This window comes from Flavobacterium sp., assembly GCF_965277525.1.
In the GTDB taxonomy this organism is placed as follows: Bacteria; Bacteroidota; Bacteroidia; order Flavobacteriales; family Flavobacteriaceae; genus Flavobacterium.
Map to the genome: position 1 here is coordinate 720,948 of NZ_CBDIDC010000011.1, position 18,219 is coordinate 739,166.

The 18,219-nt window shown below is 35.7% G+C and carries 18 protein-coding genes; 7 read left to right on the forward strand and 11 right to left on the reverse strand.

Annotation, left to right across the window (positions count from 1 at the left end; genetic code table 11):
- Window positions 1-227 precede the first annotated feature (227 nt).
- Window positions 228-371, reverse strand: a complete 144-nt coding sequence (locus tag ACQY44_RS23640; RefSeq protein WP_428232733.1) for a hypothetical protein — start codon at window positions 369-371, stop codon at window positions 228-230.
- Between the two features lie 595 nt (window positions 372-966).
- Between ACQY44_RS23640 and ACQY44_RS23645 the strand changes: the two genes are divergently transcribed.
- Window positions 967-2,376, forward strand: a complete 1,410-nt coding sequence (locus ACQY44_RS23645) for a HEPN domain-containing protein (protein ID WP_428232734.1) — start codon at window positions 967-969, stop codon at window positions 2,374-2,376.
- Between the two features lie 89 nt (window positions 2,377-2,465).
- Here ACQY44_RS23645 and ACQY44_RS23650 read toward each other — a convergent pair whose 3' ends face one another.
- Window positions 2,466-2,858 (reverse strand): helix-turn-helix domain-containing protein, encoded by a 393-nt coding sequence (locus tag ACQY44_RS23650; RefSeq protein ID WP_428232735.1) that lies wholly within the window; start codon window positions 2,856-2,858, stop codon window positions 2,466-2,468.
- Between the two features lie 173 nt (window positions 2,859-3,031).
- On the opposite strand from ACQY44_RS23650, the gene ACQY44_RS23655 reads away from it, so the two are divergent.
- The 5 genes from ACQY44_RS23655 (at window position 3,032) to ACQY44_RS23675 (ending at window position 6,579) form a co-directional block, all read left to right on the forward strand.
- Window positions 3,032-3,889: a hypothetical protein gene (locus tag ACQY44_RS23655; protein WP_428232736.1), complete on the forward strand. Its 858-nt coding sequence runs from the start codon at window positions 3,032-3,034 to the stop codon at window positions 3,887-3,889.
- Window positions 3,890-3,900: 11 nt separating this feature from the next.
- On the forward strand, window positions 3,901-4,239 hold the full coding sequence (locus tag ACQY44_RS23660; protein ID WP_428232737.1) for a hypothetical protein: 339 nt from the start codon (window positions 3,901-3,903) through the stop codon (window positions 4,237-4,239).
- Window positions 4,240-4,268: 29 nt separating this feature from the next.
- The gene (locus tag ACQY44_RS23665) at window positions 4,269-4,586 is read left to right on the forward strand and encodes a hypothetical protein (protein WP_056245631.1); all 318 of its coding nucleotides are present in this window, start codon (window positions 4,269-4,271) and stop codon (window positions 4,584-4,586) included.
- Window positions 4,587-4,805: 219 nt separating this feature from the next.
- Window positions 4,806-5,078 (forward strand): hypothetical protein, encoded by a 273-nt coding sequence (locus ACQY44_RS23670; protein ID WP_428232738.1) that lies wholly within the window; start codon window positions 4,806-4,808, stop codon window positions 5,076-5,078.
- Window positions 5,035-6,579 (forward strand): recombinase family protein, encoded by a 1,545-nt coding sequence (locus tag ACQY44_RS23675; protein ID WP_428232739.1) that lies wholly within the window; start codon window positions 5,035-5,037, stop codon window positions 6,577-6,579. Before ACQY44_RS23670 ends, ACQY44_RS23675 begins: the two co-directional genes overlap by 44 nt.
- 677 nt (window positions 6,580-7,256) lie before the next feature.
- Here ACQY44_RS23675 and ACQY44_RS23680 read toward each other — a convergent pair.
- The 8 genes from ACQY44_RS23680 to ACQY44_RS23715 form a co-directional block, all read right to left on the reverse strand.
- Window positions 7,257-7,430 (reverse strand): hypothetical protein, encoded by a 174-nt coding sequence (locus ACQY44_RS23680; protein ID WP_428232740.1) that lies wholly within the window; start codon window positions 7,428-7,430, stop codon window positions 7,257-7,259.
- A 98-nt stretch (window positions 7,431-7,528) separates the two neighbouring features.
- Entirely contained in the window at window positions 7,529-8,116 is a 588-nt protein-coding gene (locus ACQY44_RS23685) for a hypothetical protein (RefSeq protein WP_428232741.1), read from the reverse strand.
- Between the two features lie 5 nt (window positions 8,117-8,121).
- On the reverse strand, window positions 8,122-9,042 hold the full coding sequence (locus tag ACQY44_RS23690) for a hypothetical protein (protein WP_428232742.1): 921 nt from the start codon (window positions 9,040-9,042) through the stop codon (window positions 8,122-8,124).
- A gap of 30 nt (window positions 9,043-9,072) precedes the next feature.
- A complete protein-coding gene (locus ACQY44_RS23695; RefSeq protein WP_428232743.1) occupies window positions 9,073-10,617 on the reverse strand; it encodes a T9SS type A sorting domain-containing protein in 1,545 nt (514 codons plus the stop codon).
- A 103-nt stretch (window positions 10,618-10,720) separates the two neighbouring features.
- Window positions 10,721-12,109, reverse strand: coding sequence for a hypothetical protein (locus ACQY44_RS23700; protein ID WP_428232744.1), 1,389 nt, complete (start codon window positions 12,107-12,109; stop codon window positions 10,721-10,723).
- Window positions 12,060-13,598 (reverse strand): hypothetical protein, encoded by a 1,539-nt coding sequence (locus ACQY44_RS23705; protein ID WP_428232745.1) that lies wholly within the window; start codon window positions 13,596-13,598, stop codon window positions 12,060-12,062. Before ACQY44_RS23705 ends, ACQY44_RS23700 begins: the two co-directional genes overlap by 50 nt.
- A 1-nt stretch (window position 13,599) precedes the next feature.
- Window positions 13,600-15,009 carry an O-antigen ligase family protein gene (locus tag ACQY44_RS23710; RefSeq protein ID WP_428232746.1) on the reverse strand — a complete coding sequence of 470 codons (1,410 nt, stop codon included), beginning with the start codon at window positions 15,007-15,009 and terminating at the stop codon, window positions 13,600-13,602.
- 1,334 nt (window positions 15,010-16,343) lie between these two features.
- Window positions 16,344-16,949, reverse strand: coding sequence for an FMN-dependent NADH-azoreductase (locus ACQY44_RS23715; protein ID WP_428232747.1), 606 nt, complete (start codon window positions 16,947-16,949; stop codon window positions 16,344-16,346).
- A 175-nt stretch (window positions 16,950-17,124) separates the two neighbouring features.
- Between ACQY44_RS23715 and ACQY44_RS23720 the strand changes: the two genes are divergently transcribed.
- Window positions 17,125-17,496, forward strand: coding sequence for a winged helix-turn-helix transcriptional regulator (locus ACQY44_RS23720; RefSeq protein WP_428232748.1), 372 nt, complete (start codon window positions 17,125-17,127; stop codon window positions 17,494-17,496).
- 419 nt (window positions 17,497-17,915) lie between these two features.
- Here ACQY44_RS23720 and ACQY44_RS23725 read toward each other — a convergent pair whose 3' ends face one another.
- Entirely contained in the window at window positions 17,916-18,215 is a 300-nt protein-coding gene (locus tag ACQY44_RS23725) for a putative quinol monooxygenase (RefSeq protein WP_428232749.1), read from the reverse strand.
- Window positions 18,216-18,219: the final 4 nt, after the last annotated feature.

Here is an 18,219-nt window from a genome sequence, read left to right on the forward strand (position 1 = left end):
GCCAGATAGGCGGTTGTCCGACAACCGTTCATCTGGCTGATTGCAGGAACGTGGCAATCTTTGGAGATTTTTAAAAGCAGGTTTCTAATTTAGTGAAAAAAATTATATGTATCATGCGTAAAATATGGTCATGATAGCTGCAGACTGTTATCTTTAAAAAAAGTTTTTTTCCATATAACTCTTAAAATAGGATATTTTAGATTAGAGAATTTTAGAATCATAAAATATCAATTAACTGACAATTCTGATTTTAGTTCGTCAGTCTGTTTTTTATGTTTCTTTTCAAGCTCTTCAAACTCTTTTACTTTCTTTTTGTAATAAACCTCTTTTAGATAAATTTCTTTATCAATGCGCGAAAGCTCCTTTTCCAAGGTTTTGGTTTTTTCAGAGCGGTATAAAAAAAATATGGTTGTGAAGAATAAGAGGCATAAAAGAATTACAAGATGAAATTTGAGACGATTCATGAGTAATGAATTATTAAATTAGAAATCGTTTGTTTTTATTAGTGATAAATATATAGTAAAATTTTTAATTCTTTTTTTTTAATTTACTGCAATTCATGTGTTTATGAGGTAGGTATGCCTCGATTAAAAATATTTTTAAAAGAAAAAGGAAAAAAAGAAAGCAGTCTTGAATTGGACAATCAGACAGTTGAAGTGCTATAAGTCCCGAAGGGCATTTTTTGAGGAACGAAGAAAAATGTTATGCGCACTTCTCTGGCTGTGTACAATACCTTGCTTTGCTTTTTTTCTTTTAGCAATAATTTTTAAATTTTAAGATTGTACCTACTATATTAGCAGATATAAATTTTTGAATTATATTGAAAATGGCTTTGAGGTAAAAAAATAAACTTTTGTTTATTAACATGTGTAATCCGTTATTTTATCTACGCAAAATTATTGCGTACAACTTTTATAGTTTTGATTCGAAATAAGGAAGTGTAATATTAAAAACTGAACAATATTTATGACAGAAAGATTTGAGATAAAAGGTTTATGGTTTTTACCGAGTAACAAAGACAAAAAAGTTTCAGGTGTATTGAGATTTGATCCTGTCGAAGGTTCTTATCTAGAATTAATAGGGTCTTTAGACGAGAATATAAGTCTTCAGGATTTTAATTCGTTAGACAATGGTGCTATAATTTTAGGAACTTCTGTTGACAGTGAATCAATCACACTTTATCATTGTTATTTGAGCTCTAGAGAAAAAAAATCAGTACGTAATGAAATAGCTGGGCCAATAAAAGAAACGTTTTTCGTTAACTTCATTTTAAATGGCTATCATTTTGAAAATGAAGAATCTTTTAAATTTAATACCATTGCGAGTTCACTACAAAATTTTGATGAGTGGCTCGATATCTCAGGTTTTCAGATTGATCATGAAACAACGATTGAAAATTCATATAGTATAAATTATATAAAACCAAAAGACATTCAGTTTGATCTTCATGAAAATCATAACGGGAAATTTACTTTTCATGTTTCGAGACCTCATGTTTATTCTCAAAAACATGAATATATCATTCAAGAAGCATGGTTAGAGCTAAATTCTAGAAACGAAATCGGTTTACAAGAAATACGTCAATTGTTAAACCGTTTTCAAAATTTTCTGACTATGGGGATATACCAAAGTGTTTACCCTCAAAAAATTATTCTTTATAATAATAATTTAAAAAACGATTTTGGTATGGCTGGAAAATATAGAAAACCAATTAAATTTTATTATTCTAGTAGCCGTCAAAGAAAAAATAAGAAAGAAAAACATTCATTTGAGATGCTTTTTAACTATACGAAAATTAAAGATGTTTTTCCGTTAATTATAAAAAACTGGTTTGAAAAGTATGATCGATTAAGCCCTGCTTTTAATCTTTTGTTTGATCAATTTTATAACGGAGCAATATTTAATGAAAATACATTCCTCAATCTTGCACAATCAGCGGAAACTTTGCATTCAAGGATCTATGACCATACAAAAATACCGAAGGAAGAATATGAGGCAATGAAAAAAGAAATATTAGAAAAATTACCACAGTATCATAGCTGGATGAAAGAACAATTACACTTTGGTAATCATCTAGATTTATCACAAAGACTAACAGAATTAACTGAGAAATATTCTAATGAAGTAATAGATAAGATTATTCCAGAAAAATCAAATTTTGTTACACAGGTCAAAAATCTAAGAAATTATTATACTCACTATAGTAAATCCTTAGAAAAAAAAGTAATTCCTGAAAGAGATCTGCTCTTTTTATCTGAAAGATTAAAAATGTTACTAGTAAGTGGATTTTTGTTTGAAATTGGCATTCCTAAAGAATTGTCAAATACACTATTTAAAAATGCTAGTCCGAACTTATTTAGACATTTATTACCTTGATTTGAATATAAGTTAGGGTAACAATTATTCAAAAATAAAGAGACTGATGAGTCTCTTTATTTTTTGAATTAATATATCTTTTAAAAAGCTTATTTGTCTTTTAGTAATTTTTCCAAATACTCGACTTTGTCTTTTTCTGCTTGAACCAAACGTTCATAAAGCTCAACAACCTTATCTAGCGGATTAAAGTTAATAGTATCTTGTCGCCCAAAATTATTATTTGCAACAGCTTCATTAAAAGTGTTGAAATAATTAATTACACCTTCATCAGAAAAATTTTTAATTGCTTCCACGCTTACTCCTAAAGCTTTTGCCACTTCTTTTAATTTTTCATCATCTATTTCTTCACTGTTTTCTAATATCGAAACAGTCTGCTGGTTTGTTCCCATAGCCTGCGCGAGCGCTTCCTGCTTCATGTCTTTCAGTTCACGGATACGGCTGATTTTGCGTCCCATGTGATTTGGTTTTGTTAATGTACTCATAGCTCAAAGATAATAATTAAGAATAAAAAAGAGGGATTCATGTATGATACAAAAAATCTCATGTACGGTACGGTAAAATTTGATACGGTACGGTACAAGTAATTGCTTACTTGCCTGTGTGTTAAACAAAAATACAATTTTTCAGACAAGTATTAACTAAAATGATTAAAATTATGAAAGCAATTCAAAACACCGCATCCGATTTAATTTATCGAGTTATTTCGCAGAACATCGATCCGATAGGTATCTACTGTTTTGCACAGAAGAAAAGCAGTTATACTTTTAATGAGCCTTTTCAAAAGCCCGTCCAGAAAGAAAAGCATGTCCATCTTTATCTGCTGGTCATAGCCGAAGAGTTTGAGGATAATATCGGCAATGACCTTACCGATAAGATAAAGAGCATATCAAGAGGCCAGATAACGGTAACCATTCTCATGCACCGCCTGAGAAACATCGTGAAATTATACGGAGACCAGCAGTATTTCTTCTGGAACATTTTTAAGAAAGCCCAAAGAATTCATATAGATGCATACAGATCGCCGATAATCTGGGCGAAAAATCCAGAAAAGAGATATGTGAAAAGCACTTCAGCATACGCAGGAGACAGAAGAAATGTTACTGAATCGATCTGGGATCTTATCTATAATAACGACCAGTATTTTTCCTATGAAGTCAGAATGTGTTCACTCCACCAGATAGTGGAACAGACCTGCCTTTCCCTTATAAGGGTATTTCTGGGATATACCCCGAATCATTTCTCACTGGGCTACTTATTTGAGCTGTGCGAATACTTCACAAGCTTAACTTCTGAATATTTTCCCCGAAACAGCAGCGATGAAAAAAATATGTTCAAGCTTCTGAAAAAAAATCCAAACACGCTTCGATTCAGCAGAAGCAACAGTTTTGATTATCTGTATTATGGAATGATGGAAGGCCGATGTCGTGATTTTATGAAAGAGGCAGAAGTTATGATCCAGAAGGAACTGGAGAGGCTTGAGGGAATTCATCAGCAGGAAGCTTTATCAGTATAAAAACAGAAGTTATGGAAACTGATAAAATCAAAAAACTGGAAGACATCAGGGTGTTAAGCGGAAAACTGCTTAATGCCCTGAAAAAAGCAGAGGATAAAAGGGGGATGTATAATGCAGAGATCAGGGTTTATGGCTATTGCGAACTCGGTTCTGTGATCAGAAACCTGATGAAGCTCTGTATTATTGCTTTAGATCATGACAGCGCAGAAGTTCCGCCCACGATTGAAAATCAATACATTGATGTTGGGCTTATACTGGGGATTGCACTTCAGCTTTTTCCAGTTGACGAATTAGAATTTTTAAATGAGATTACTGATCTGTTTTCAGAAAGTAAAGAAGAAACAGAATAGCACAGATTAAGATTTAATATTTTAAAATTATGGAAACTGACAAAATAAAAACACTGGATGAATTTAAGGATTTTGCATCGTTTCATTTCAAGCTTCTGAAACCTGCTCAGGACAAGAAAGGGGAATCAATACGAGAGATAAGATTTTACGGATACACGGATATGACGTGTCTGGGAGTGAATCTCATCCGAATGTGCCTGCATATCATTTATTCAGACGAGCTGGATAACAGAGAAATATACATAGGTTCTGTTCTGGAACTTGCCCTTCAGCTGATTCCAAGTGCAGAAATTGAGGTTCTGGATGAAATATACAGAATGCTCAATAAGCAGAGGGAGGATAAATGAACACAGGGCTTATCAATGATTCCAATACCGTTTTCATGAACATATTATGTCCATGAGATTGAGAGAAAAGCATTTTATCTTTGTCAGAATCAAAAATTTTATTGAGTGATGATAAGTAAATTTTACTTGTGATCCTTAGTTGGTTAGGTTTTATATTTGTGTTATCCTACCCAAATTTTGCGCAGGATAAAAAGAGAAAAGTGTTTTAACTTTATAGCGATGAATGATTGTGGAACAAAAAAGACCGAGGCTCGGTCTTTTTTTAATGAAGAGGAATTTCAAATGGAGAGGGATGGAAGAGTAGAAAGAGGAAAAATGACGGCAGAAAAGACAAGAAAAATGCTGAAAGATGAAGGAGTGGAAGTAACGCTGGAACAGGCGGGAATGATTTTAGAATTTTTAAGAAAACTGGCAAACATGGCAGTTTCAAACTATTTAAAGAAAAAAGATGAGAAAAATAGCAGACCTATACGTGAGAGTGAGTACCGATGAGCAGGCAGACAGGGGCTACTCACAGAGAAATCAGGAAGAAATGCTTCGAAAATACTGCGATATAAATGCAGTTGAAGTTAGACATGTAATTTATGAAGACCATTCGGCAAAGACATTCAACCGCCCGCAGTGGAAGAAACTGCTTGCGGATCTAAAGAAGCATAAGAATAAAACTGATCTTCTCCTTTTTACCAAATGGGACAGATTCAGCAGAAATGCAGGAGATGCTTACCAGATGATCAGTATGCTAAGAAAATTGGGAGTTGAGCCTCAGGCGATAGAACAGCCTTTAGATCTTTCAATACCGGAGAACAAAATGATGCTGGCTTTTTATCTGGCTGCTCCCGAGGTGGAGAATGATAGAAGAGCCCTGAATACCTTTCACGGTATGAGAAGAGCTAGAAAAGAGGGTAGATATATGGGGATTGCACCAATAGGGTATATTAACAGAGTAAAAGAAGACGGAGCAAAATATATTGCATTCGACCAGCCAGAAGCCTCTATTTTAAAATGGGCTTTTGAAGAACTTTCCAAAGGTATATTCAATACGGAACAGGTGCTTCACATGGCAAAAGAAAAAGGGCTTAAAGCAGGCAAGAACCATTTTTGGAGAGCGATTCGCAATCCTCTTTACTGTGGAAAGATAGAAGTTCCTAAATATAAGGATGAGGAACGCACTTTAGTGAGAGGACAGCATGAAGCATTAATCTCGGAATCACTTTTTTACAAAGTTCAGGATGTGCTTGACGGGAGATCCCGTAAATATCTTCCAAAAGCTCTTTCAGGCAAGCCTTTTCCGCTGAGAGGTTTTTTCATCTGTCCCGACTGCGGGAAAATATTGACTGGAAGCATATCTAAAGGACGACATAAATATTATCCTTATTACCACTGCAGTGCAGGATGCAGATATAGAATAAATTCGGAAACGGCCAATGAGATATTTATACAGAACCTGAAAAAGTATGTGCCGATTCCTGAAATCAAAAGCATTTATGCCAATGTAATAGGCGACTGTTATAGAGAACAGATTAAAGATGTCTTGGAAGAGAAAAATAAAATCATAAGCCAGATCAAGGATTATGAAACCAGAATCTCAAATGCGAGAGATCTTCTTGCAACAAAACAGATAGATGCTTCGGACTACCGAGAGATGAAGTCAGATTATGGAGAGATGGTAAGAAGGCTTGAACTTAAATTATCTGGCATTGATGATGAGAATAAAGATATCGAAGAGCTTTTAAAAACTGGAGTTGAGAATCTGATGAAGCTTAACGAATATTATGAAAACGGCAACTGGATTGAATCGAGAGATTTATTAGGTTCGATTTTTCCTGAGAATTTTACGATCTCAGAAAACGGGTTTCGAACCGCTAGAGTTAATGAAGTAGTGCATCTCATCTACAGTATTAACAGGCTGATAGGGCTAAATAAAAAAGGGACAAAGAAGAAATTTTCTTCTTTGTCCCAATTAGTAGCGGGAACGGGACTCGAACCATATTAATTATTGGGTCTTTCCTATAAAAGTTTAAGTATTGATTCTTTGAGTAAAATAAATCAAAGTCGGTTTAGAATTGTACTTCTTTACGTTGTATCTTACCTGTACCTCGAATTCCTTTTACTTTGGTGATAGCTGGAAATTTAATTTCTGAAGGTTTAATTAGTAAAATATTTTAAAGCATTTTTTTGTTTACGCGTTTTCTTGTTTTAACGCCAAAGATTCTGTTTTCTCTTTCCAATTTAAGGTATTAACTCCATACCAATGTATATTAAAAAAAAAGACATAAAAACATGTATTATTTTTAAAACCATAATTCTACTTTATTTTATTAGTAAGTCTATTACTTCCCTAACAGAACTAATTGTTAATAAAGCCAAGACAAAAAGTATAGACCATAATGATATCTTTGTACCTATTATCTTTGATTTATAAAAAATGGAATCTCTATTTCCTTTTTTAAATTTTTCTAAATTCCAACCGTATAATATATACAGCAAGTATCCCATTATTATATAGGAAAAAGATTTAAGGAATAAAAATAATATGTATTTCATTTTTTTTGATTAAATTGAATCAATCTGCTGTGCTTCCGTAAGCTTGTTTAATAACTTCATTCATTGTATCTATAGCACTACTTAATTCAGGGAGAAAGAGCGGTATGACCAGGTAATACAGAATCCTTAGCAAAATCCTGGAATCTGCTGCTCTATTTTTACCGTGGAGCAGGAAACTGCTAGCATTCCTGCTATTGCTATGTTTAACTGTTTCATGACTGTAAGCTTAGAGGCTCTATATTTTTCAAATAATAGTTTCTGTTCAATCATTTGCATGTCTCTAATGTCTGAACGTGCCATCTTTAAGAAGTTTATCCATTTTTTTTAATATAAATGGAACCCTAAAAAAAAGAAGAAACCTGCAAATCCTTAGACTTGCAGGTTTATTAGGCTCTTTTCTAATGAAAAACATTCGGATCGTAAAACTCTGCTATTATTATCCATTTGTTGCGGTCTTTTTCAGCTAAGCAGACTTTTTTGGCGATGCTGCTCATGGGCAAAAAACTGTAATAGTAAAAAAGGGCATATTTTCCATCTGCAGTCACAATTGGTCTTGATATTATATTTCCGGATGAAGTCAGCGGCAGAACCTGTCTGGCTATTTCAGATTCCAGATCTTTTCGGTTTATTATCGGAATATCAAGGGAATTGAAATTATTGGGATTCCAGCGCTCAGATAAGGTGGTTTTATTACTTTCCTTTAATCGGGAAAGTTCATTTTCATTTATTGGCCAGTTCTTAAAATTGCCGGGTAAAACCTCTATCCGTTTTTTTCCAGCAGGCAGGTTTTTATCGGCATAGGCCATTTCGTAATATTCTAGAGATTTTGCTCTCGGACCTGATTCTTCAATTAGATAGGCTGGAGAGGCATTTGGATTATTTTTAAGATTCTTTTCTTTTATAAAATCCTGAACGATCTGTTCTTGGACTCTTATTGTTGAACAGGAAGTAAAAATAATACCTGCCAATATTATATATTTTTTCATAAATATTATTTATCACATGGCGCCCCTTTCGGTTCGTTAGCGCCTCTTTGTTCATTATATGTTTCAGCGGCTCTTTCAGAGCCTATTCGATCTCGGTCCGTTTGACTGAGATAAGTGTTTGACTCATAAGCGGAAGTTCCCTGCATTGAGCCCCAAGCCATATCTTTATAAAATATTTCAGCCTGACCTTCCGGCACAGCTATTCCAGTCTGGAACTCCTGTATTGCCGCTGCCATTATATCTATAAAGCTGGCAGCTATTTGATTATGATGCGCTTCCTGCTTATCTCCATTTCCATTGACATAGGCTTCATGTAAAAACGGATAATTATCATAGGCATGTGAATTACCGTTATTTGCCCAGTCGTCAAATACTGTATTAAAATAGGCATGAATATACTCATGCACCAGTGAGGTTGCAATGGATAGCGAAGTTGCATTGCTGTAATTTTCATTTAATACAATATTATATGTTCCGTGCGTTCCGCTATTCATTGTTCTGGCCAAATCTGTATCTCCTCCCAGTGAACCTACACTGATGTTTACTTTATATAGGGAGTTTGGATTATTGAATTTGTCCGTTATTGCTGCAAATTTTGCCTGAGTCAGTTTTTCAAGCTTATCATCAACAGCTTCTGAGCAGGGATTATCATCTGAAGGATCTGTAGAAGGATAAGGATCCTCAGGTACGCAAAGGCTCGGATTGCTGTAGCAGGGATCGTTTTGATTGGGGTCGCAGAATGAAGGGTCGCAGGAACAATCATAACAGGAATTATCAGGTCCACAGAAGAAAGGATCACAGCCGCAGTCAAAGCATGGTTCCGGATCGGGAGGACCAATAATTACTTCGCCCAGTTCGCCGCCATTTTCATCAATTTGTCCGTAGCTGGTCTGCTGTCCGCACAAGATGCATAAGAACGTCAGCACTAATATAAAATAATTTTTCTTCATGAAGCTTTATTTTTTTATTAAAATTGTTTTTATCATTTTGGTTCCGTATTTCAGATTAAGGATATAGTTTCCAGGAGGCGCGTTAAATGGTATAGCCAGCTCCTGATGGCCGGAGTCTAAAGTTTTGAGTTTCTGCTGGTTTACTAAAAAACCTGTGAAGGAATAAATATCAATGCTTATGTCCGTATGCTCTGCAAGTTCAAAACTTAAATTAAAGGTATCTGAAGTAACAGGATTTGGATAGACAATAAGCTGCGAAAGGATCTGTTGGGTCTTGTCATCTGCAGTTGGGGCATTTCGTTGCAGGCTTAAATACATGGGTTTTTCATTCTCATGCTCTTTAAGATCATAAAGCTGGATGTTTCCAGCTATATAGACTGCATTATCTTTTTCAAGATATTGTACTCTGGCCTGCTTAAATTCGTATGTTTTTGGCATGTTGTTGGAAAAATGTTCTATGCGGTCAATTTTTGAATTTTCAAAAACAATTGCATCAGAGGTAATTTCAGCTTTAAACTGGGCCTGATCACCTTCTTTTTCTTTCCAGATCCCTGAAAGAATTTTACCTTTCTGGTCTAAAGTCACCTCAAGCGGGGTTCTGCTGATTATGTTTTGCCCGCTCCAGTCGTAACGGATTAAATGTCCTGTATAAACGCCGCTGATATCTCCCTGTATTGTTTTTTGATTTACGTTCTGGAATTTTTCAGGTGCTGTGCCTTCCGTAAGCGTATTTACGGTTTCTGCCGGTGCAGATACCGTTGTGTTCTGATTTGGCGCATCATTCTCAGCAGAGGGAGTCTGCAGTTCAATGGATGCATTTTTATATCCCAGAGACGCAGATTTTCTGAGCCAGTAGTCTGCTTTTGCCGGATCTATGGCAGTTCCGTAGCCATTGCGGTAAGATAATCCAAGCATATACATCCCTGCACTGCCACCTTTGTCCGCGGCAAGCTGAAACAGCTCAATGGCTTTCTTGTAATCCTGCGCTGTTCCAAAACCTTTGTAATGAAGGTAGCCCTGTCCAAAGATACAGTCCTGGATGCCTAGATCACCGCCCTGTTTCCAGATGCTCATCGCAAGGGCATAATTCTGGGGTGTGCCTAAACCTTTTGAGGTCATCTGGCCCCAGTAAAAAAAGGCATAGTTATAACCGGCTTTAGCCGCTTTTTCAAAATAACCTACTGCCTTTGCTTCGTCCTTAAGAACTCCGGTTCTATTTTTATAAAGCAGCGCCATATTGTAATATGCTTTGGCATAGCCGCTCTGCGCCGCTTTCTCCAGCCATTCCAAGGCTATGGATTCATTCGCTTGGGTAACTGTACCCTGGCTGTAAATAATCCCTAAAGCATTCATAGCTTCAGAATTTCCCTGTGATGCCAGCTCTCTGTAAGTATTGAGCGCGGCTGGCGGATTGTAATTTTTAGTGCCCTTTTCAAGCTGTTGCTTTGCTGCTTTCAGCTTATTTTGCGTGTTGGCATTTTCCTGCGAAAAACTGCTGGCGCACGAAAAAAGGAGCAGCAGAAAGATTCCTGTTCTAATTGTTTTTTTCATTGGTTTTTATAATATTCACTGGTTACTGATTATGATTTTAATTCATGATTAAGACAGGGCGGTATTCTTTTAGTTTTCAGGTTTCCATATGCCTGCTTCAGGGTTACCACTTCAAATCGTTTTTTGTACTTTTAGCAGTGTCTCTACTTTTCTGTAAAGCATCAAGTTGTTTTAAAAGTTCTGGCTTTTTGAGTTCTGCATCACGTCTGCTGAAGATGTTTGCGGCATTATTATTCATCTTTACTTTATCGCTCGCAATGAGAAAATTCAGGTGATAGTGGATAAATTCTTTAAGATTTGAAGTTTTATCTAAGCCCTTGGTAAGGCCCAACTGCTCAAGTTCCTCCCAATTGTTTACCGCCAGATGTGAGGCAGCTTTTTCATTTTTCTTAAGCAGTAATTTTTCTACCTGTCTGGCTTCAAGTATGTTAGTTGTAGTTTTATTTTCAAAAAGGGCATATTCATTTTTCTTATAAATCGTCTGGTAATTTTTTTCATCTTTAAGTTTTGTTATTTCCAGGTCCTTATATTTTGAGAGAATAGAATCTGTCTGGGAAGGATTAAGCTCCAAGTCTTTTCCATATTTAATTGCTGTAGAAAAAAGATTGGTTTTATAAGGGCCATCAGCCAGGATATTGTATCGGGTTAAGATGGCAGGCTGTTTATATAGCATGAGGGCATTTCTGACTTCCCTGTTTTTTATTATTCCTAATTTTTCTGACTGAGGATCAACAACCGCATTTACCGTTAAATTATAATTATACAGCTGTGTGTACACAATGCTACTGTCCCTGCTGGAAGCTAGTTTATAATTCAGGATATTCTTCCAGTCTCTTTTGGTTTCTTCTGCAGAGAGAGAGGAATAAATCTTCTTGATGAGTGCTGCAAATTGTACTTTATCAAGGACGGACTCCAGCTTGGCATTATAAAACTGAATCTTTTTATGGAAATCATTAATAATAACAGAATCTGCAGCTTCGTTCTGCTGGCGTATACGGGTGATCTGGTCGGGAGTCAGTTTCAGAAGAGAAGCTGATTTTAAAGCTGCTAAAAATCTGTTGTCTGGGTCTGTTCTGTAAAAGAATTCCTCGATTTCTTCCTGCGAGCATATTCCTTTAAAGAAAGTTTTCTCTGTTACGTAGTATTTCTTAAGTTCTGAAACAGGTCTTCCCTTTGATAATGCGGTATTGGCAAGACTGTCTCTTTTAAATAATTTTTCTCCGATTTTGATCTGTTTTTCTTCATTAAGAGTTATTTTGGATGACATCATATCTATCTGATAGATAATCGAGGCCGGAAAGCGCTTAATTACCTTTGGGCTTATCTGTGCCGGAACCAGAACAGGAACTGTCAGACAGAGACTGATCAGTATTAGTTTGATTGTTTTCATTTTGGTTTTTCTTTTTTCTTTTAATTTTATTTTATGTTGCTTTGCGGACATGCTAGAACCATGTTCGTTCTCCTTTATCATCAATAATAAATGGTCTTTCATATCCTTTGGAACTGCTGGCTAAAAGCAAGAGCAGAGCATTTTTCGGAACTTTAGTAAACAATAATGACTGGGTGGTCTGGGTGGCTGTCTGCGCATCAATGAGTTTCCATCCGTCATTCCAGTAAAACAGCTTATAAACTGCTCCGGGTTTAAAAATCAGATAGTTTGTGAGCTGTGTTATTGAGATGTCCCGGCTCTGGTTAAGATCAGGAGCTAAAACACGGGTTTCACCGTCTGTAACAATTACCGGAGGTCCCGCATTGGTCATTTTATCATTATTGTAGTATTGCGGAAGAACAACAGTCCCCTGGCATATCCGGGTGAACTCTGCTTTATTGTTATTGGTTTTCCCCCACCAGAAGGGCTTCCAGCTTAAACCGTTGAAGGTTGCTAGATACACAATTTTAGAATAGGCTGGCGCAGGATACAAATCGCATTGGATTGTACTGGTTTTCCAGTACTCCTGTGTCACATCAATATAGTTCTGATCCCGCAGATAGCCTTTTGGGATATTTTCAGGGTCTTCAAAACTGGCAAGGGTTTCAGGCTGTTTAGAATAAGTCAGCCGCAGCACTTTGGCAGGCTCACGTCTCAATTTTTCGTTGATTTCTTTTGAGCCATAATCAAAAAGGACACTTTCGTTATTATCTCCAAAAAATACATTGATGGAGTGTCCGCCGGTAGATGTTGCCCAATAGGGAATGATATTTATGGCAGCAGGAATACCCGTGGCCCGCATTGTGAAAATGCCCAGGTCAGCAAGATCATCACAATTGCCTTGTTTTCTCAGCAGCAGTTGCAAACTTCCCAGTCTCGGCAACGGTTCTTTGCGGGCTCCGCTTCCCCAGGTGTTGGCGAACCAGGAATTAGCTTCGTCTCTGACAAATGGCAGAGTGGTTTCAAAACCATCAGACTGAATCCGGTCGCGGAGCCAGGCAAATTTTGTTCTGTAAGCAGTGCGCCAGTCCTGCAGCGGTTCTACGCTGGCACGGTAAGGCAGAATGTATTGGCAGAAATCTTCGAAAGAAATATTGTTTACAGGGGATTCTTTCCATGCGCTGAAGGCCTGTTCAATATTTGCAGTTAAATAATCCGCTTTTATGTTTTCCAGATCTTTTAAGATGATTTTTTTGGGCTGCAAACCCGGATTCTGTTCTTTAATAAGTTCAAAAGCCTTTACCGCCCCTTCAAAATCAGGATATTCAAGTTCATTGTAAGGTATTTTTGCCCCAGCCGTATTTTCCCAGTAATAATCTGAGCTGTTATGGATATCCATGCTGGAGATTAAAAAGTAAATGGCTTTCAGTTTTAGCGGATCACCGCTCTTTTTACAATAGGCGATAGCCTTTTCTAATTCAATGCGGTTATTTCCTGCTTTAACAAGGTTCTGTTCCACTACAGCGGGATATTGGGCCAGTGCGTGGGCGGAACAGAGAAAAATAAAGACCAGCTGTTTAAATGAAGCAGAAAGGGGTAATTTTTTAAGCATATTATTTAGTTATTTTCGAAATTTCAGATGCTGGATGCTGTTGGTCGTCCAGAATTTTTAAGAGTTTATAGGCTGCTCTTTTGTAATGAGTGACCTTATCCGAGAAGATTTTAGGATGCAGGTCCAGAATTCCGCGGGCTTCTTTGACAGTGTTTGCTGTATCTTTATTTTGCAGATATGCATTCATTAACGCAAAGCGGTAAGCAAATTTTGAAGGGTGCAGCATGACTAATTGATAATACTGTTTGACTGCCTGGGGATACTGTTTTAATTTTTCGTAACAAACGCCCGAAGCGAGATACAGTTCCGGATGGACACTGGTCTCTTTAGCTTTTTGTATGCATCTTATTGCAGAGGAGTAGTTCTGCATTTTGAAATGAATGCCGGCATAGTTTTTCCAGTAATCACAGTTGTTTTTCAGGCGCTTTTCTAAAGACGGCATACAGAGAAGAGCTTTCTGTATGTGCCCTTCTTTTTTGAACAGAAAGGCTTTTCTGTTCTGTATGTCAGCTGAGGCAATGGCGAAAATGGAGAACATTAAATATATGCTTACGAAGATTAATGCAGTATATGCAGTAATGGAAAATGAGCGGTGCTTTTCAAGAAAAACCAGTCTGCGGGAAAGTTTAACCGGCTCAATTATGCTGCAGATGATGGCCGCATAAATTGTCATCATTGCCATTGCGGGAACAGATTGAATGGTAAAGTTCACAAGCCCCATGCTTAAAAACGCGACTACTCCTGAATAACTCAGATTATAGAGACTGCCGCTATGATCAGCAGAAGTTTTTTCCTGGGCAAGAACTGCTTTTACTGGATTTTTTTTCTGCCTGACTGAAATGATGAGAGATCCAAAGAAACATGACATAATCAGTAAACCGGCAAAACCGCCTTCGGTTAAGTTTTGAAGAATTTCATTCTGTGCAAAAACTGTCGGGCCTGCATTTTGAAGTTCTTTTGGCGTAGCTTTCCCTTCCTGTATGTACTGAGCTTGAAATAAATTAAAATCTCTTTGGAATAAGCCATATCCGCAACCTAGAACCGGATTGTCCATGATCATCAGTGAAGACAGTTTCCAGATAAAGATCCTTCCGTCAGCTGAAGCTTTTTTGCTTTTATATAACTGGTTTCCTAAAGCGGCTAAAACTAGTAAGCTTATGACAATTAAAGCCTTTAGAGTAGTTCTATTTTTTTCTTTTTTTGCCCAGCTTATAAAGGAATATTCTAAACTAAAGTAAACCGCTGCGGCAACGGCACTTCCAATAATCGCAGCTCTGCATTTAAGAAGCAGCAATGCGGTTATTACGATTGTAAAACCCATCAAGTATTTCTTTTTATGTGGGCTTTTAAAACGATACAGAAAAACAGGGACCGACATTGCCAGAAAAATGGCAGTAACGTTTGGATTCATCCAAGTTCCTGTAACGGGGAAAAAGTCACTTTTACTTTTTAAAAACCCGGTAAACTGCAGAATGCAGTAACAGGATTCTAAAATAGAAACTGCTATTATACCCGTGAAGAACCTGTAAAATTTAAATTCAGTTGAGCTAAATGCAGTAACCAGACTGAATAATAATAGTAGATGCGCGCTTATATATAGCAGAAATGAGCTAGATCCCGATTTGTATATATTGTGAAATAAAATATACAGGAACCATATTGCAAAGTATAATAGGGGTAGTTTAAGATGAGATAAATTATATCCTTTGCAAATATTATTAATTGCGACATAAGCCGTGAAAATTAATGCAGTTGTACAAAATATATAGTAGGAAGCAAAAGTTGGGTTAAAAAAGCAATCAATATTAAGTAAGCTTCCGGTTATAATCAGAAGAAGAGAGATATCATAGAATCCCGCTGTTTTTATTTTTAATTTAGTCATTTCTCAACCGTTCCCATTTAAGTTTATTTAAAGATTTGGGATAGCTAAAGTATTCGGGAATGTCTATATAGACTTTTAAATTTGATTAAAAAACTTTCAAATTTGATTAAATTGATGTTTTTTTAAGCTGACTATGCTTACAAAGCGAGTAAATATTGGGGTTGTTGGTATCTTGAGTTAAGTCCTTTAGCTTAAAAAGTTTTAGTTTATTTAAAGGAATAGAAGTTTAAGGGATAAAAAACAGTAAGAAATGATAAATTACGATAAATTGATTTAACTAAAAATATAACTTTAAAACAGATTATCTCATCAAATTTTGTGATAACTTCTTTTTTATTCACTTAATTTAAATTCTAATTCATACGTTAAGATGAAGTAATATTATATTTCTTTTTAATTGCTTGAATTTCTTTCTCTAATTTGTTGAGAATCTCTAAATCCGATTTTAACATCTTTGGATTAGTTTTATTCAGTTTCTTATTGAGCAATAGCATTTCTCTTCCAATGGTTGCCTGTCTGTTATTGCATAAGCCCCGGTCTGTTTGACAGAAGCATGGCCAAGCAGTTCTTTTACAACATTTATTGGAACATAAGTGCACTTGAAAATCGATGTTATATTATATAATATATTCGAATCTAACTGTTGTCTCTCTTGTCATTACTGCAATTATAATTCTAAAAAAAAAATTTGTGCCACGATTTTGCCAAGAAACCTAAATGCTATTTTTTGTATACTTTTTTTTGATAAAAAATGACTCTAACTTGTTTAAAATTAATGTTATAATTGGTGATAGCTTAGGTGTTGAAAAATACATTTTTTATCCTTTTTTAATGGAATAAAAGCGGACTCATAAGAAAGAATTTTAATCAATTACAATGCTATTAATTGCTTTTTTCATCGCATGTTCTTTTAATTCTGAAACTTTTAATCCTTCCGCTCGGAATGCCGTAAGATCTGTCATACCTAAGAATCCTAGAAAAGCCTTTAAATAAGGAACTACAAAGTCATTAACTTGACCTGGGCCTTCTGAATAAACACCGCCAGAAGACATTGCTATATATACTTTTTTCCCTGTTACCAACCCAATTGGCCTGCCATCTTCACTATATCCAAAAGTTACTCCTGGTCTTGTAATGTGGTCAATCCATGCTTTTAATGCGGAATGGATGGTAAAATTGTAAAGTGGGGCACCGATAACAATGATATCTGCCGCCTGCAATTGCTTAAGTAAATTATTAGAAAACGTGATAGATTTTTTTTCTTCTTCGTTTAGATAATCAGCAGGAGTGAATAATTTACGAAGGGATTCAGTATTAAGATGCGGTATTTCAAGATCAACCAGATTTGTTTCTTCTAGGGTACTATTGGGATACCTTTCTTGAATTTTTTCGATAATAGCCTTACCCAGCTTAATACTGTATGATTCTTTTGGCTGAATACTTGATATTAAATGAAGAATGTGTTTCATAACTTATACGTTTTTAAAGTTTATTTTTTTATGCTCTAATAATTATTTAACAATTAAGTAATGATTAGAGTCATAGCTTTTATTTAATACAAAGTTACTGTTGCAAAGTATGTAAAAGACAGCGGTTTCCTAAAGGAAACTAGTTACTTTTAGGAAAGTTTGTATCTTTACTCCCATGAAAACAATTGAAAAACAGGAGCTTCCAACTAATGATGAATGTGCAGGATCACTTAGAAATATTATAGATGCACTCTATGTTTTAAATGGAAAATGGAAGATTGCTTTAATTCTAAGTTTAATTCAATCTTCAAAACGTTTTAACGAAATAAAAAAAGAGATTGAAGGTATATCTCCAAAGATTTTGGCAAAAGAACTCAAAGATTTGGAATTAAATGATTTTGTTAAGCGTACTGTGCATCAGACCATTCCAGTTAGTGTTGTTTATGAGGTAACTGATTATAGTAAGACCTTGAAAAGTGTAATACACGAGCTAAGTAACTGGGGGAAGATGCATAGAGAAAAAGTCAAAGAAAGCATGAGGAAATAAAATCGTAAGTGACTAGATTCAGACGAAGAAACTAAAAATCTTTGTATAATTCTCAGTATTTTATTGTAGAGGAGGGCCACCTGAACTTTAACTTTAAGTCTTTCGATATTGGGCGATAACAATCTTCTTGAAAAGTGGGGCATCTATAGGATCACTTTTTCCTAGTCTTTTGCCTTTTTCAAAGTTGTGGAGTGTTAACTTGTCGTAAAATTAATAGATAGTAAATACTTCGGATCTAACTTTACTGGTATATTTCAAAAAAACGGTATTAACTTTTTGTGGCAGAAAAGGTATTCACTCCATTGGATTCGGGATTAAAAACAACTACAAAGGGCTGGCATTATGGCTTACCCTTTGTAGTGTAAAGCTTAAAAATTTATAATAGCATAACGGAAGTATGACTAATTCTGTGTTTTTTATTAATTAGAAACCTGTTCTAATTCTATCAATTGTATAGGTTCAAGCATCAGTTCGTTTATTTGCGATGCAAAGTTTTTGAAGTGTGCTGTGTTTCCGTGGGCTTCAAAAGCTTTGTAATCTTTAAACGCCTCGCGCATGTAAAATGTACCGGTCTGATTTTTATCTTCAAAAAGAATATACTCCAAACATCCTTCTTCTTTACGGGTGGGAGTGATGAGTTTTAATAATTCCTCCCGTAGTTTTTCCCGCTTGCCGCTTTTGGCTTTTAGTACGGCCATAGTTATATAATTATTTTTCATGGTT